Here is a 14880-nt window from a genome sequence, read left to right as displayed (position 1 = left end):
CTGACAGCGAATTAAGGGGTGTTCCGGGAGTATGTGGAAATGATTCAAAGGAGAGAAGATGGTGCATCCGGGAGGATTACTCGGCTGCGCCTCGCCCTGGGGCCGTTGCTGAAGCAACGTTATCCACCCTGGTGCTCACGATTATCTCGCAGACCATGAAACAACAGTGTTGTTGTTATCTCGGAGAAGATGGTGCATCCGGGAGGATTCGAACCTCCGACCGCTCGGTTCGTAGCCGAGTACTCTATCCAGCTGAGCTACGGATGCATCAGGGAAACTTGCTTTACTGCAGACTTGATGTCGCTGCTAAAGCGCTATCAAGTAAGATGGTGCATCCGGGAGGATTACTCGGCTGCGCCTCGCCCTGTGGGCCGTTGCTGAAGCAACGTTATCCTCCCTGGTGCTCGCGATTATCTCGCAGACCATGAAACAACAGTGTTGCTGTTATCTCGGAGAAGATGGTGCATCCGGGAGGATTCGAACCTCCGACCGCTCGGTTCGTAGCCGAGTACTCTATCCAGCTGAGCTACGGATGCATCGGGAAACTTGCTTTACTGCCGATATTGATATCGTAATGAGCGATATCAAGTAAGAGATGGTGCATCCGGGAGGATTACTCGGCTGCGCCTCGCCCTGCGGGTCGTTGCTGAAGCAACGTTATCCTCCCTGGTGCTCGCGATTATCTCGCAGACCATGAAACAACAGTTTTGCTGTTATCTCGGAGAAGATGGTGCATCCGGGAGGATTCGAACCTCCGACCGCTCGGTTCGTAGCCGAGTACTCTATCCAGCTGAGCTACGGATGCATCAGGGAACTTACTTACTGCAGATTTGATATCGCTGCTAAAGTGATATCGATTTTCTGTAACAACGCTAATGCGCTATTGCAGAGAAGATGGTGCATCCGGGAGGATTCGAACCTCCGACCGCTCGGTTCGTAGCCGAGTACTCTATCCAGCTGAGCTACGGATGCAAATGGCGGTGAGGCGGGGATTCGAACCCCGGATGCAGCTTTTGACCGCATACTCCCTTAGCAGGGGAGCGCCTTCAGCCTCTCGGCCACCTCACCAACACGCCTCTTGCGAGTGCTTCGAAGAACTTGTTTCTGCTCATCGTCGCTGCGTGGCGCACATATTACTTTCTGGGACTTATAAGTCAAACAATTTTTCCAGCGCTTTTATCGTTTGCACATTTCACGCGCAATTAGTCTGCAAAAACGGCAAAAAGAGTGTTTTATCAACAGATAAATTGGCAATTTCCTGAGGCAATGAACAAACGGAAAAATCGCAGGGAAAGGCAATACGCGGATGGGAATCGAAAAAATGAGGAAGACGAAGAAGAAAAGAGAAGAAAAGGGATAATTCAATCAGGTTGCGCCTCACCAGAAAGGTGAGACGCGAAAACCTTAGTAACTGGACTGCTGGGATTTTTCAGCCTGGATACGCTGGTAGATCTCTTCACGATGGACAGAAACTTCTTTCGGGGCGTTTACGCCAATGCGCACCTGGTTGCCCTTCACCCCTAAAACTGTCACGGTGACCTCATCGCCTATCATGAGGGTCTCACCAACTCGACGAGTCAGAATCAGCATTCTTTGCTCCTTGAAAGATTAAAAGAGTCGGGTCTCTCTGTATCCCGGCATTATCCATCATATAACGCCAAAAAGTAAGCGATGACAAACACCTAAGTGTAAGCAGTCACGGCATCACATTCTGTTAAACCTAAGTTTAGCCGATATACACAACTTCAACCTGACTTTATCGTTGTCGATAGCGTTGATACAAACGCTGCGGATTGAAGTCCGCAGCGTCGACTTACGCTTATAATTATTACAGTTTTGCGCTGACCCAGCCTTTCACACTGGCTAACGCTGCTGGCAGAGCCGCAGCATCCGTACCACCGGCTTGCGCCATGTCCGGACGACCACCACCCTTACCGCCTACCTGCTGAGCGACCATTCCAACCAGCTCCCCTGCTTTCACGCGATCTGTCACGTCCTTAGACACACCCGCAATCAGAGAAACCTTACCTTCCACTACCGTTGCCAGAACGATAACGGTAGACCCCAGTTGATTTTTCAGATCATCAACCATGGTACGCAACATTTTCGGCTCAACGTCCGCGAGTTCGCTGACCAGCAGCTTCACGCCATTGATATCAACCGCTTTGCTGGAGAGATTTGCACTCTCCTGCGCCGCAGCCTGTTCCTTCAATTGCTGCAATTCTTTTTCGAGTTGACGCGTACGCTCCAGCACGGAACGAACTTTGTCACCAATATTCTGGCTATCGCCTTTCAGCAGCTGCGCAATATCGCTTAAGCGATCGCTCTCAGCATGCACGGTTTGGATAGCGCCTTCACCGGTCACAGCTTCGATACGACGAACGCCCGCCGCAGTGCCTGACTCAGACACAATACGGAACAGACCGATATCACCCGTACGGCTGGCATGAGTACCACCACACAGTTCGGTAGAGAAATCACCCATGCTCAGAACACGCACGTGGTCGTCATATTTCTCGCCAAACAGCGCCATTGCGCCTTTGGCTTTCGCCGCTTCGAGATCCATGATGTTCGTTTCAATCGGCAGATTGCGACGAATTTGCGCATTCACCAGATCTTCAACGGCACGGATTTCAGCAGGCTTCATAGCTTCAGTATGAGAGAAGTCGAAGCGCAGCACTTTATCGTTAACCAACGAGCCTTTCTGTGCCACATGCGTGCCCAGTACCTGGCGCAGCGCCGCGTGCATCAGGTGCGTTGCGGAGTGGTTCAAGCGAATGCGCGCACGACGAGCTTCATCAACATCAGCCTGTACTGCATCGCCAATTTTCAGAGAACCCGCAGACAGCTTACCAATGTGACCAATGGCCTGGCCATATTTCTGCGTGTCGCTCACGGCAAACGCGAAGCCTGCGCCTTTCAGTTCACCCTTGTCGCCAACCTGACCACCAGATTCCGCATAGAATGGAGTCTGATCCAGTACGACAACTGCATCCTGACCTGCGTTAATCGCGTCTACCGCTTTACCATCAACAAACAGCGCGGTCACTTTGCCATTCAGTTCCAGGTGTTCGTAGCCTTTAAATTCAGAGGCGCCATCAACACGAATCATCGCATTGTAGTCTGCGCCAAAGCCGCTGGCTTCACGCGCGCGACGGCGCTGTTCTTCCATTGCGGCTTCAAAGCCCGCCTCGTCAACCTTAATGTTGCGCTCGCGGCAAACGTCCGCCGTCAGGTCAACCGGGAAACCGTAAGTGTCATACAGACGGAATGCGGTTTCGCCATCCAGTGTATCACCGGACAGTTTTGCCAGTTCTTCATCCAGCAGCGCCAGACCACGCTCCAGTGTACGCGCAAACTGCTCTTCTTCGGTTTTCAGAACCTGCTCAACCATAGCCTGCTGACGCTTCAGTTCTTCACCTGCGGAGCCCATGACGTCCACCAGCGGACCAACCAGCTTGTAGAAGAAGGTATCCTTCGCGCCCAGCATGTTGCCATGACGTACCGCGCGACGAATGATACGACGCAGCACATAACCACGGTTTTCATTCGACGGGACAACGCCATCGGCAATCAGGAATGCACAGGAGCGGATATGGTCAGCGATAACGCGCAGCGACTTGTTGCTCAGATCGGTCGCGCCGGTGACTTTCGCCACGGACTCAATCAGTGAACGGAACAGGTCGATTTCATAGTTGGAGTTAACGTGTTGCAGCACGGCCGCAATACGCTCAAGGCCCATACCGGTATCCACGGACGGCTTCGGCAGCGGTTCCATGGTACCGTCAGCCTGACGGTTGAACTGCATGAAGACGATGTTCCAGATCTCAATGTAGCGATCGCCATCTTCTTCTGCGCTTCCCGGAGGGCCACCCCAAATATGGTCGCCGTGGTCGTAGAAAATTTCGGTGCACGGACCGCAAGGGCCGGTATCACCCATCTGCCAGAAGTTGTCGGAAGCATAAGCCGCGCCTTTGTTATCACCGATACGGATGATACGTTCGCGCGGAATGCCGACTTCTTTTTCCCAGATTTCATAGGCTTCATCGTCAGTTTCATAGACGGTGACCCACAGACGCTCTTTTGGCAGGGCAAACCAGTTTTCACCGGTCAGCAGTTCCCATGCGTATTGAATAGCATCATGTTTGAAATAATCGCCGAAGCTAAAGTTGCCCAGCATTTCGAAGAAAGTATGGTGACGTGCAGTGTAACCGACGTTTTCCAGGTCGTTGTGCTTACCGCCCGCACGCACGCAACGCTGCGAGGTGGTTGCGCGGGAATAATTACGCTTGTCGAGGCCAAGGAACACATCCTTGAACTGGTTCATCCCGGCGTTGGTAAACAACAAAGTAGGGTCATTGTTCGGTACCAGGGAGCTGCTGGCAACTACCTGATGTCCTTTACTATGGAAAAAATCGAGAAACGCCTGACGGATCTCAGCGGTGCTCTTGCTCATAATTATCCTGAAGAAATCAAGCTAACGAAATGTCATTACCAGCATCGGCACGTAAACTGCGCCTCTGGCAATCGAAAAGTGGGAATAAGATAAGTTTTCTTTACTGGGAAGTAAAATCCCGTATGCGCTCAATCGTCAAAATTTCGCCATATTGCCTGAATATCTTCCATCAGATAGCCACGGTAGAGCAAAAAACGCTGGACCTTTACCTTATCTGAAAAATCTACAGGTAAAGGTTCTCCGTATTTACGAATGGCCTGCGCGCGCGCAAGTGCTGCCCAGTCAATTTCACACTCGCGCATGGCTCGTTCAACGGCTTCACGCGAAATCCCTTTTTGGTTTAATTCCTGACGCACACGCGCGGGTCCATAACCTTTACGGCTACGGCTGGAGATAAACTGCTGAACGAAGCGGTCATCATCCAGATAACGACTTTCAATACACCAGGCGATGACCTTGTCGTAATCCTCCGGCGTTGCATCAATGTCTTCCGGTCCATTTTTTCCCATCACCGGAGCGGCCAGCTTACGCCGCAGTTCCTGCTCGCTGTGATCGCGCATCGCCAGTATACGTACAGCGCGGTCAAGAAGTCGGGAATAAGCGGAGCGGCGGGAAGTTGCTTCTGTCATAGTGAGCCTTCAGAAATGGAAAAGGGCTGCATGGTATGCAGCCCTTCTATGTGCGATAACGTCAGATTATCAGAAATCTTCGTTCGTTTCTTTTACATCTTCACCGCTGTCATCAACAGAGAAGTCTGGTTTTGAATCCGGGTTATTGAGCAGTAACTCGCGTACTTTCTTCTCAATTTCCTTCGCAGTTGCCGGGTTTTCCTTCAGCCAGTTAGTGGCATTCGCTTTACCCTGACCAATTTTCTCACCGTTGTAGCTGTACCATGCACCGGCTTTTTCAATCAGCTTCTCTTTCACGCCCAAATCGACCAGTTCGCCGTAGAAGTTGATACCTTCACCGTAAAGAATCTGGAATTCAGCCTGTTTGAACGGCGCTGCAATTTTGTTTTTCACGACCTTAACACGGGTTTCGCTACCAACCACGTTGTCGCCTTCTTTCACCGCGCCAATACGACGGATATCCAGGCGAACAGAAGCATAGAATTTCAGGGCGTTACCACCGGTGGTGGTTTCCGGGTTACCGAACATAACGCCAATCTTCATACGGATCTGGTTGATGAAAATCAGTAGCGTGTTGGACTGCTTCAGGTTACCGGCCAGCTTACGCATGGCCTGGCTCATCATACGTGCCGCAAGGCCCATGTGAGAGTCACCAATCTCGCCTTCGATTTCTGCCTTCGGCGTCAATGCGGCAACGGAGTCGACAACGATAACGTCAACTGCACCGGAGCGCGCCAGCGCATCACAGATTTCCAGCGCTTGTTCACCGGTATCCGGCTGAGAGCACAGCAGGTTGTCGATATCAACGCCAAGCTTGCGCGCATAGACGGGATCCAGCGCGTGTTCAGCATCGATGAACGCACAGGTTTTACCTTCGCGCTGTGCGGCAGCAATAACCTGCAGGGTCAGCGTCGTTTTACCGGAAGATTCAGGCCCGTAGATTTCAACGATACGGCCCATTGGCAAACCGCCCGCGCCCAATGCGATATCCAGAGAAAGCGAACCGGTGGAGATGGTTTCCACATCCATGGAACGGTCTTCACCCAGGCGCATGATGGAGCCTTTACCGAATTGCTTTTCGATCTGACCCAGCGCTGCCGCCAACGCTTTCTGTTTGTTTTCGTCGATAGCCATTAATTACTCCTGTCATGCCGCTTTCGGGTTAAACCGCGAAACGTGATAGATAATGTTCTGTTGGGGCAATTATACTGTATGCTCATACAGTATCAAGTGTTTTGTAGAAATTGTTGCCACAGGGTTTGTAACGCGTAGGCGGTCGCCTGTCGACGTACCGCATCGCGATCGCCGCTGAAGCATTCCCGGCGGGTAATCCCCTCGCCGCTCGCGCTGGCAAAAGCGAACCATACCGTCCCCACGGGCTTTTCTTCACTGCCGCCATCTGGCCCCGCAATACCGCTAATCGAAACAGCGAAATGCGCGCGGGCCGCTTTTAGCGCGCCAATCGCCATCTCCACCACCACAGGTTCGCTCACCGCCCCATGCTGGACCAGCGTCTCTTCGCGCACGCCAATCATCTGCGCTTTGGCTTCATTGCTGTAGGTCACAAACCCGCGCTCAAACCAGGCGGAGCTGCCGGCAATATCCGTAATTGCTTTGGCTACCCAGCCGCCGGTGCAGGATTCCGCCGTCGTCACGGTTGCCCCGCGCGCTTTCAACGCCAGGCCAACCTGCTCGCTTAACTGCATCAGTTCACTGTCGGTCATTTCAGCCTCTGTCAGTTAAAAAAATATGCCGGACAAGATAGCACTTTCATAACCAAGATGGGGATGAGGAGACAATTTTACGAGGGGCATTCAGAAAATAGATAAACCGCATTCAAAAGAGTACCGAATAACGCACCAGGATAGCGTATTCGGTCTACAAGGAATTGCCCCTGTAGACCGATAACAAATGATTACTGCACGCGCGCCAGCGCGACCGCCTGACCCAATTGCCACACGGCCATGGCGTAGTGGGTACTGTGGTTGTAGCGGGTGATGGTGTAGAAGTTCGGCAGTCCATACCAATACTGATAACCGGTACCGATATCCAGTCGCAGCAGGCTGGCCTGCTGATGATTCCCCAACGACTGCTGCGGCGTCAGGCCTGCGGCGGCAAGCTGAGAAATGCTGTACTGGGTTTTAAAGCCGTTCGCCAGCCCTGGCGCCTGGCCATTCGCCGGAACCGCGACCGTATCGCCTTTTACCCAGCCGTGGCCTTTGAAATAGTTCGCCACGCTACCGATAGCATCAACAGGATCCCACAGGTTAATATGCCCATCGCCATTGAAATCAACGGCATATTGTTTATAGGAAGATGGCATAAATTGGCCGTAGCCCATCGCCCCTGCGAAAGAACCTTTCAAATCGAGCGGATCGTCACTTTCATCTCGCGCCATCAGCAGGAAGGTTTCCAGTTCACCAGAGAAATATTCCGCACGACGAGGATAGTTAAACGACAACGTCGCCAACGCATCCAGAATCCGCGTTTTACCCATCACGCGGCCCCAGCGAGTCTCTACGCCAATAATGCCAACGATAATTTCCGGCGGTACGCCGTAGACCTGCCATGCACGGTTCAGCGCATCTTCATATTGGTTCCAGAAGGCCACACCGTTTTGCACATTATCCGGAGTGATGAACTGTTTACGATACCGCAGCCATGCACCGTTAGGTCCGGCTGGCGGTTGAGTCGTCGGCGCCTGGCGGTCCATCAAACGCAATACCGAGTCCAGACGCTTGGCCTGCGACAGAATCTCCTGCAGCTGCTGGCGGTCAAAGCCGTGCTTGTTCACCATTTTCTCGATGAACTGCTGCGCGTTCGGATTATTGGCAAAATCGCCGCCCGTTTGCATGACATTGTGCTGTGGCTCAAGCAGGAAGCCGCCGGATGGCGTACCCGTAGTCGTTTGAGTCTCTGAAGGTTTAGGTTTGCTGCTACAAGCAGCAAGCAATACGAAAAGGGGAAGTAACGCTACATAGCGACGCTTGAACATGAGACATCCATTAAACAAATTCAGCCTGGGAGAAGTATGGTAAAGCATCCTCCGCCACACAAGGAAGCAGTAGTCGCTTTCCTTCACAGAATTTCCCCCCTCTTGCACTCCTGACCGACACATTTGCGCGTTCTCACGCACAATATTTCAAATTAAAATATTTATCTTTCATTTTGCGATCAAAACAACACTTTTAAATCTTTCGATCTGATTAAAATTAGTTACCGTTTGGCAAGATAACTAAAACCCCTACAGGAGAGAATAATGATCGACACCATCACACTCGGTGCTGAGTGGTTTATCGGATTGTTCCAGAAAGGCGGAGAGGTGTTTACCGGCATGGTGACCGGTATTCTGCCTCTGCTGATCAGTCTGCTGGTCATCATGAATGCGCTGATTAACTTTATCGGTCAGCAACGTATTGAACGTTTTGCCCAGCGCTGCGCCGGAAACCCGCTGTCCCGCTATCTACTGCTGCCGTGCATCGGCACATTTGTGTTTTGTAATCCTATGACGCTGAGCCTGGGCCGCTTTATGCCGGAAAAGTTCAAGCCCAGCTACTACGCAGCCGCCTCTTACAGCTGCCATTCAATGAACGGCTTATTTCCCCACATCAATCCCGGTGAGCTGTTCGTCTATCTGGGGATCGCCAGCGGACTGACCACGCTGGGTCTTCCGCTCGGCCCGCTGGCGGTGAGCTATTTGCTGGTCGGCCTGGTGACCAACTTCTTCCGCGGCTGGGTGACCGATTTCACCACCACCATCTTTGAGAAAAAAATGGGCATTCAACTTGAGCAGAAAGTACATCTGGCGGGAGCTGCATCATGACGCGTATTCGTATTGAAAAAGGCACCGGCGGCTGGGGCGGCCCGCTTGAACTGGATGCCGTGCCAGGCAAGAAAATTGTCTATATCACCGCCGGGACTCGCCCCGCAATAGTCGACAGGATAGCCAGCCTGACAGGTTGGCAGGCCGTTGATGGCTTCAAAGAAGGCGAGCCGCCAGAGAACGAAATTGGCGTGGCGATCATCGACTGCGGCGGCACGCTGCGCTGCGGGATCTATCCAAAACGTCGTATACCAACAGTGAATATTCACGCGACGGGTAAATCCGGTCCGCTGGCCCAATATATTATCGAAGATATCTATGTCTCTGGCGTGAAAGAAGAAAACATTACCGTTGTCGGTGAAGCATCCGCTGCACCAACGCCAGCAAACAACACGATGGGTCGCGAGTACGACACCAGCAAGAAAATTACCGAACAAAGCGACGGTCTGTTGGCAAAAGTCGGCATGGGAATGGGTTCAGCCGTTGCGGTTCTGTTTCAGGCCGGGCGAGACACTATCGATACCGTCCTGAAAACCATTCTGCCGTTTATGGCGTTCGTCTCGGCGCTGATCGGCATCATTATGGCGTCTGGCCTGGGTGACTGGATTGCCCATGGACTCGCACCGCTGGCTAGCCATCCGCTGGGGCTGGTAACCCTGGCGCTGATCTGCTCTTTCCCGCTGCTGTCCCCTTTCCTCGGCCCTGGTGCGGTCATCGCCCAGGTTATCGGCGTCCTGATCGGCGTACAGATTGGTTTGGGGAACATTCCTCCGCATCTGGCGCTACCTGCCTTGTTCGCCATTAACGCTCAGGCGGCATGCGACTTTATTCCAGTCGGATTGTCGCTAGCCGAAGCGCGCCAGGACACGGTCCGCGTCGGTGTGCCATCCGTACTGGTGAGTCGTTTTCTGACCGGCGCACCGACCGTTCTCATCGCCTGGTTTGTTTCCGGCTTTATTTACCAATAAGAGGCACTCAAAAATGACCGTGATTTATGAAACCACCATCACCCGCATCGGCCAGAGTGCCCCGGATGCACTCTGCGACCAGATGCTAATTACCTTTCGTGAAGGCGCGCCTGCGGATATCGAAGAATTTTGCTTCATCCATTGCCATGGGGAGCTGAACGGCTCTTTGCAGGCTGGGATCCAATTTGAGCTAGGCCAGCATCACTACCCGGTCACAGCCGTTGGCAGCGTGGCGGAACAAAACTTACGTGAACTGGGGCATATCACTCTGCGTTTTGACGGACTGAGTGAAGCGGAATTTCCCGGCACCGTACACGTTGCGGGCCCCGTACCGGACGGTATCGCACCGGGCTGTATTTTGAAGTTTATTGCTTAAGATTGAAGGAGATAAAGATGAATCAGGTTGCCGTTGTCATTGGTGGAGGCCAGACCCTGGGGGCATTCCTTTGCCGTGGGCTTGCGACAGAAGGGTACCGCGTCGCGGTGGTGGATATCCAAAGCGATAAAGCCGCCAACGTCGCGCAGGAAATTAACGCCGAGTTTGGCGAAGGCACCGCCTACGGTTTTGGCGCTGATGCCACCAGCGAACAGAGTGTGCTGGCGCTGTCGCGCGGAGTGGATGAAATATTTGGCCGCGTCGATCTGCTGGTTTACAGCGCGGGTATTGCTAAAGCCGCGTTTATCAGCGACTTTCAGCTTGGGGATTTCGACCGCTCGCTGCAGGTGAATCTGGTCGGCTACTTCCTCTGCGCACGTGAATTTTCACGCCTGATGATCCGCGATGGCGTCCAGGGACGCATTATCCAGATCAACTCCAAATCAGGGAAAGTGGGCAGTAAACACAACTCAGGCTATAGCGCGGCAAAATTTGGCGGCGTAGGTTTAACCCAGTCGCTGGCGCTGGATCTGGCAGAGTACGGGATCACCGTGCATTCACTGATGCTCGGCAATCTGCTGAAATCACCGATGTTCCAGTCATTATTACCGCAATATGCGACCAAGCTTGGCCTTAAGCCAGACGAAGTCGAGCAGTACTACATTGATAAGGTTCCACTTAAGCGCGGCTGCGATTATCAGGACGTGCTGAACATGCTGCTGTTTTACGCCAGCCCGAAAGCCTCTTACTGCACCGGTCAGTCCATTAACGTGACCGGTGGTCAGGTGATGTTCTAAGAAACATGATTGCCCGGTGGCGCTGCGCTTACCGGGCCTACACACACCTGGTCGGATAAGGCACAGCCGCCATCCGGCAAAATCAAAGGAGCACATTATGGTTTCCGCACTGATTACCGTCGCCGCTATCGCCTGGTGCCTGCAACTGGCGCTCGGTGGCTGGCAAATATCCCGCTTTAACCGGACGTTTGATCAACTCTGCCAGCGGGGTCGGGTTGGCGTAGGTCGTTCCGGTGGACGGTTTAAACCCCGCGTGGTGGTCGCCATCGCGCTGGATGAACAGCAGCGGGTTACCGATTCGTTATTTATGAAAGGTCTTACTGTATTTGCCAGGCCCGGTAAAATTGCCACGATAATGGGCAAACATCTTGATGATTTAAAGCCTGATGTGATCTTTCCCCATGATCCGTTAGCGCAGAATGCACTATCATTGGCGCTTAAACTGAAACATGGATAATTTCGTTGTGAATGCTAATAGCTTGCGAAATTATCATTTTGCAACCTATTAAGTCAGGGTAATCACGCCTATGAAACCTCGTCAGCGACAGGCGGCCATACTGGAGCACCTGCAAAAGCAGGGAAAATGCTCGGTTGAAGAACTGGCCCACTACTTTGACACAACCGGCACGACCATTCGCAAAGACCTGGTCATTCTGGAGAATGCCGGAACCGTCATTCGTACCTATGGCGGCGTGGTATTAAATAAAGATGAATCCGACCCGCCAATCGATCACAAAACGCTAATCAATACGCATAAAAAAGAGCAGATTGCCGAAGCCGCCGTCCGTTTTATTCACGATGGCGACTCGATTATTCTGGATGCGGGCAGCACCGTATTGCAGATGGTGCCGATGCTCACCCGCTTTAGCAACATCACCGTCATGACCAACAGTCTGCACATTGTTAACGCCCTTTCAGAGCTGGACAACGAGCAAACTATCCTGATGCCCGGCGGGACCTTTCGCAAAAAATCTGCGTCATTTCACGGTCAGCTGGCAGAAAACGCCTTTGAGCAGTTCAGCTTTGATAAACTCTTCATGGGCACCGACGGCATTGACCTCAATGCCGGCGTGACCACCTTTAATGAGGTGTTTAGCGTCAGTAAAGCGATGTGCAATGCCGCTCGCGAAGTGATTCTGATGGCTGACTCGTCAAAATTTGGGCGTAAAAGCCCCAATGTTGTGTGCAGTCTGGAAAGCGTCGACAAGCTGATTACCGATGCGGGTATCGACCCTGCGTTTCGTCAGGCGCTGGAAGCAAAAGGGATTGAAGTGATCATAACCGGAGAAACCAATGAGTGATGCACTACTGAACGCGGGCCGTCAGACGTTAATGCTGGAGCTACAGGAAGCCAGCCGACTGCCTGAACGACTGGGCGATGATTTTGTCCGCGCCGCCAATACTATCATCCACTGCGAAGGCAAAGTGATTGTCTCCGGGATTGGCAAATCAGGCCATATTGGCAAAAAAATAGCCGCGACCCTCGCCAGTACCGGCACACCCGCCTTTTTTGTGCATCCGGCTGAAGCGCTGCACGGCGACTTAGGGATGATTGAAAGCCGTGATGTCATGCTGTTTATTTCCTACTCCGGCGGCGCAAAAGAACTGGATCTCATCATTCCGCGCCTGGAAGACAAGTCCGTCGCTCTGCTGGCAATGACCGGAAAACCGACCTCACCGCTGGGTCTGGCAGCCAAAGCCGTGCTGGATATTTCCGTTGAGCGCGAAGCCTGTCCGATGCGCCTGGCACCGACTTCCAGTACCGTGAACACTCTGATGATGGGCGACGCGTTGGCAATCGCCGTGATGCAGGCGCGCGGCTTTAACGAAGAAGATTTTGCCCGCTCGCATCCGGCGGGTGCGCTGGGCGCTCGTCTGCTAAATAAAGTGCATCATCTGATGCGCCGTGACGATGCCATTCCGCAGGTGACGCTCACCACCAGCGTCATGGACGCGATGCTGGAACTAAGCCGTACGGGTCTTGGCCTGGTGGCAGTCTGCGACGACGAGTCGCTGGTGAAAGGCGTCTTTACCGACGGCGACCTGCGCCGCTGGCTGGTTGGCGGCGGAGCGCTCACCACTCAGGTTAGCGAAGCAATGACCCATAATGGCATTACGCTGCAGGCGCAGAGCCGGGCCATGGACGCCAAAGAGATCCTGATGAAGCGCAAAATCACTGCCGCACCGGTGGTAGATGAAAACGGTAAACTCACCGGTGCTATCAACCTGCAGGATTTCTATCAGGCAGGTATTATCTAATCCTTCAGCCCCAGACGTTTCGCCAGCCGGTGCAGGTTGGCGACGTCTGTTTCCAGCGCCCGCGCACTTGCCGCCCAACTGTGATTATTTTGCGCCAACGCCCGGCGGATCATCTCCCGCTGGAATGACTCCGTTGCCTCACGCAGGTTGCGATGCTGCGGGATCTCCGCAACAACCTCTGCCTGGGGAGCCGGCGTTTCATCCTGCAGGGCAAAATGCTGCGCCTCAAGCACCACTTCATCCCCTGCCCTGGTGGCCCTTGCCAGAACAACCGCCCGGTGAATGGCATGTTCCAGCTCACGCACGTTCCCGGGCCAGCCATAATTCAACAGATGGCTACGCGCGCCGGGACTTAACACCACGCGGGAAAGTCCCAGCCGCAGCCGACATTGTTCGCAAAAATAACCGGCCAGCAGCACCACATCTTCGCCGCGTTCACGAAGGGGCGGTACGGAAAGGGGAAAGACGCTCAGACGGTGGAACAAATCCGCACGGAAATTCCCGGCCAGCACCTCTTCCCGTAAATCACGGTTCGTTGCCGCCAGCACCCGAACATCCACGCGCAGGCTGCGATCGTCACCCACACGCTGAATATCGCCGTACTGCAACACACGTAGCAACTTAGCCTGTAACGCCAGCGATAGCTCACCAATCTCATCGAGAAACAGCGTCCCATTGTCAGCCATTTCAAACTTACCGCTACGATTGCTGATAGCCCCGGTAAAGGCGCCTTTTACGTGACCAAACAGCTCACTTTCCGCTACGGTTTCCGGCAACGCCGCGCAGTTCAGATACACCAGCGGATTCACCGCGCGCGGCGAACCTTCATGGATAGCCTTAGCTACCAGCTCCTTCCCGGTCCCCGTTTCGCCGCTAATCAGTACGTTGAGATCGGATCCCGCCACAATCTCAATCTCTTTTTTCAACTGCAGCATATTGGGCGACAGGCCAATCATTTGGGTTTCAGTCACCTGCTCGAAGGCCGTCGACGGGCCCGGCAACATATTCTGGCTTTCCAGTTGTTCAATCAGCAGCGCATTGCTCAGCGCGCCCGCCGCCAGCGCGGCAATCAGCCTAAGCTCTTCATCGCTGAAAACATCGAATTGATCGGGCTCCATGCCATCCAGCGTTAACGCGCCAATCAGATTTTGACCGGCGAACAGCGGTAAGCCAATGCAGGCGTGTACCTTCAGGCTCTCCTGGCCCGGAATCAGCCCATCGTAAGGGTCTGGCAAATCGCTGTCGGCAGGGAAACGAACCACGTCCCCGGCGCGGGCAATCGCCTCCAGACGAGGATGCCCTTCCAGGGTAAAGCGCCTGCCGAGAACATCCTGCGCCAGCCCATCGATCGCCAGCGGAATAAACTGTCGCGACTCATAGCGCAGCAATGCCGACGCGTCGCACTCCAACACCTGACGCAAGGTGGTTATCAGGCGTTGAAAACGGTCCTGATGTCCAATACCGCTTTGTAATTCAATGGCGATACCCGCCAGCACGTCTACGGAAAAACTCATGACGACCTCATTGTCATTTTGACAATTCATATTGTCATATTGACAATAAAATGAATAG

At 53.4% G+C, this 14880-nt stretch carries 14 protein-coding genes and 5 tRNA genes; 7 read left to right on the top strand and 12 right to left on the bottom strand.

Going from position 1 to position 14880, the window contains the following annotated elements:
- Positions 1-190: 190 nt before the first annotated feature.
- The 11 genes from HV345_RS05535 to mltB form a co-directional block, all read right to left on the bottom strand.
- Positions 191-267: transfer RNA gene (locus HV345_RS05535), tRNA-Arg, on the bottom strand.
- A gap of 192 nt (positions 268-459) precedes the next feature.
- Positions 460-536: transfer RNA gene (locus tag HV345_RS05530), tRNA-Arg, on the bottom strand.
- Between the two features lie 192 nt (positions 537-728).
- Positions 729-805 (bottom strand) — tRNA-Arg (locus tag HV345_RS05525).
- 90 nt (positions 806-895) lie between these two features.
- Positions 896-972, bottom strand: a tRNA-Arg gene (locus HV345_RS05520).
- Positions 973-975: 3 nt separating this feature from the next.
- Positions 976-1068 (bottom strand) — tRNA-Ser (locus HV345_RS05515).
- Between the two features lie 336 nt (positions 1069-1404).
- Complete coding sequence (csrA, locus tag HV345_RS05510) at positions 1405-1590, bottom strand: carbon storage regulator CsrA (RefSeq protein ID WP_000906486.1); 186 nt, start codon at positions 1588-1590, stop codon at positions 1405-1407.
- Positions 1591-1828: 238 nt separating this feature from the next.
- Entirely contained in the window at positions 1829-4456 is a 2628-nt protein-coding gene (alaS, locus tag HV345_RS05505) for an alanine--tRNA ligase (RefSeq protein ID WP_016157306.1), read from the bottom strand.
- 128 nt (positions 4457-4584) lie between these two features.
- The gene (gene recX / locus HV345_RS05500) at positions 4585-5085 is read right to left on the bottom strand and encodes a recombination regulator RecX (RefSeq protein ID WP_016154165.1); all 501 of its coding nucleotides are present in this window, start codon (positions 5083-5085) and stop codon (positions 4585-4587) included.
- A gap of 69 nt (positions 5086-5154) precedes the next feature.
- Complete coding sequence (gene recA, locus HV345_RS05495) at positions 5155-6219, bottom strand: recombinase RecA (protein ID WP_016154166.1); 1065 nt, start codon at positions 6217-6219, stop codon at positions 5155-5157.
- A gap of 92 nt (positions 6220-6311) precedes the next feature.
- Complete coding sequence (gene pncC / locus HV345_RS05490) at positions 6312-6809, bottom strand: nicotinamide-nucleotide amidase (protein ID WP_016154167.1); 498 nt, start codon at positions 6807-6809, stop codon at positions 6312-6314.
- A 191-nt stretch (positions 6810-7000) separates the two neighbouring features.
- Positions 7001-8080 carry a lytic murein transglycosylase B gene (mltB, locus tag HV345_RS05485; protein WP_032947148.1) on the bottom strand — a complete coding sequence of 360 codons (1080 nt, stop codon included), beginning with the start codon at positions 8078-8080 and terminating at the stop codon, positions 7001-7003.
- Between the two features lie 264 nt (positions 8081-8344).
- Between mltB and srlA the strand changes: the two genes are divergently transcribed.
- From srlA to gutQ, 7 genes are all read left to right on the top strand, one after another.
- Positions 8345-8908, top strand: coding sequence for a PTS glucitol/sorbitol transporter subunit IIC (srlA, locus tag HV345_RS05480; protein WP_016154169.1), 564 nt, complete (start codon positions 8345-8347; stop codon positions 8906-8908).
- The gene (locus tag HV345_RS05475; RefSeq protein WP_181627025.1) at positions 8905-9876 is read left to right on the top strand and encodes a PTS glucitol/sorbitol transporter subunit IIB; all 972 of its coding nucleotides are present in this window, start codon (positions 8905-8907) and stop codon (positions 9874-9876) included. The genes srlA and HV345_RS05475 overlap by 4 nt, the downstream gene beginning before the upstream one ends.
- 13 nt (positions 9877-9889) lie before the next feature.
- A complete protein-coding gene (gene srlB, locus HV345_RS05470) occupies positions 9890-10252 on the top strand; it encodes a PTS glucitol/sorbitol transporter subunit IIA (RefSeq protein WP_016157310.1) in 363 nt (120 codons plus the stop codon).
- Between the two features lie 17 nt (positions 10253-10269).
- Entirely contained in the window at positions 10270-11049 is a 780-nt protein-coding gene (gene srlD / locus HV345_RS05465; protein WP_003037345.1) for a sorbitol-6-phosphate dehydrogenase, read from the top strand.
- A gap of 97 nt (positions 11050-11146) precedes the next feature.
- A complete protein-coding gene (gene gutM / locus HV345_RS05460) occupies positions 11147-11506 on the top strand; it encodes a transcriptional regulator GutM (RefSeq protein ID WP_181636359.1) in 360 nt (119 codons plus the stop codon).
- A gap of 70 nt (positions 11507-11576) precedes the next feature.
- Positions 11577-12350, top strand: coding sequence for a DNA-binding transcriptional repressor (locus HV345_RS05455; RefSeq protein ID WP_003037350.1), 774 nt, complete (start codon positions 11577-11579; stop codon positions 12348-12350).
- The gene (gene gutQ, locus HV345_RS05450; RefSeq protein WP_181636358.1) at positions 12343-13308 is read left to right on the top strand and encodes an arabinose-5-phosphate isomerase GutQ; all 966 of its coding nucleotides are present in this window, start codon (positions 12343-12345) and stop codon (positions 13306-13308) included. Before HV345_RS05455 ends, gutQ begins: the two co-directional genes overlap by 8 nt.
- Here gutQ and norR read toward each other — a convergent pair.
- Positions 13305-14822 carry a nitric oxide reductase transcriptional regulator NorR gene (gene norR, locus HV345_RS05445; protein WP_016154174.1) on the bottom strand — a complete coding sequence of 506 codons (1518 nt, stop codon included), beginning with the start codon at positions 14820-14822 and terminating at the stop codon, positions 13305-13307. The genes gutQ and norR overlap by 4 nt on opposite strands.
- Positions 14823-14880: the final 58 nt, after the last annotated feature.

Origin of the sequence: Citrobacter sp. RHBSTW-00986 (assembly GCF_013783065.1) — a bacterium.
Lineage (GTDB): Bacteria > Pseudomonadota > Gammaproteobacteria > Enterobacterales > Enterobacteriaceae > Citrobacter > Citrobacter braakii.
Note: the sequence above shows the minus strand (reverse complement) of the source record. Positions and strands in the feature narration are given on the sequence as shown.

Excerpts from the sequence above, each read along its gene's own strand:
- norR (WP_016154174.1), bottom strand. The coding sequence starts at position 14,822 with ATGAGTTTTTCCGTAGACGTGCTGGCGGGTATCGCCATTGAATTACAA.
- mltB (WP_032947148.1), bottom strand. The coding sequence starts at position 8,080 with ATGTTCAAGCGTCGCTATGTAGCGTTACTTCCCCTTTTCGTATTGCTT.
- HV345_RS05475 (WP_181627025.1), top strand. The coding sequence starts at position 8,905 with ATGACGCGTATTCGTATTGAAAAAGGCACCGGCGGCTGGGGCGGCCCG.
- alaS (WP_016157306.1), bottom strand. The coding sequence starts at position 4,456 with ATGAGCAAGAGCACCGCTGAGATCCGTCAGGCGTTTCTCGATTTTTTC.
- csrA (WP_000906486.1), bottom strand. The coding sequence starts at position 1,590 with ATGCTGATTCTGACTCGTCGAGTTGGTGAGACCCTCATGATAGGCGAT.
- srlD (WP_003037345.1), top strand. The coding sequence starts at position 10,270 with ATGAATCAGGTTGCCGTTGTCATTGGTGGAGGCCAGACCCTGGGGGCA.
- HV345_RS05455 (WP_003037350.1), top strand. The coding sequence starts at position 11,577 with ATGAAACCTCGTCAGCGACAGGCGGCCATACTGGAGCACCTGCAAAAG.
- gutQ (WP_181636358.1), top strand. The coding sequence starts at position 12,343 with ATGAGTGATGCACTACTGAACGCGGGCCGTCAGACGTTAATGCTGGAG.
- srlB (WP_016157310.1), top strand. The coding sequence starts at position 9,890 with ATGACCGTGATTTATGAAACCACCATCACCCGCATCGGCCAGAGTGCC.
- pncC (WP_016154167.1), bottom strand. The coding sequence starts at position 6,809 with ATGACCGACAGTGAACTGATGCAGTTAAGCGAGCAGGTTGGCCTGGCG.
- recA (WP_016154166.1), bottom strand. The coding sequence starts at position 6,219 with ATGGCTATCGACGAAAACAAACAGAAAGCGTTGGCGGCAGCGCTGGGT.
- srlA (WP_016154169.1), top strand. The coding sequence starts at position 8,345 with ATGATCGACACCATCACACTCGGTGCTGAGTGGTTTATCGGATTGTTC.
- recX (WP_016154165.1), bottom strand. The coding sequence starts at position 5,085 with ATGACAGAAGCAACTTCCCGCCGCTCCGCTTATTCCCGACTTCTTGAC.
- gutM (WP_181636359.1), top strand. The coding sequence starts at position 11,147 with ATGGTTTCCGCACTGATTACCGTCGCCGCTATCGCCTGGTGCCTGCAA.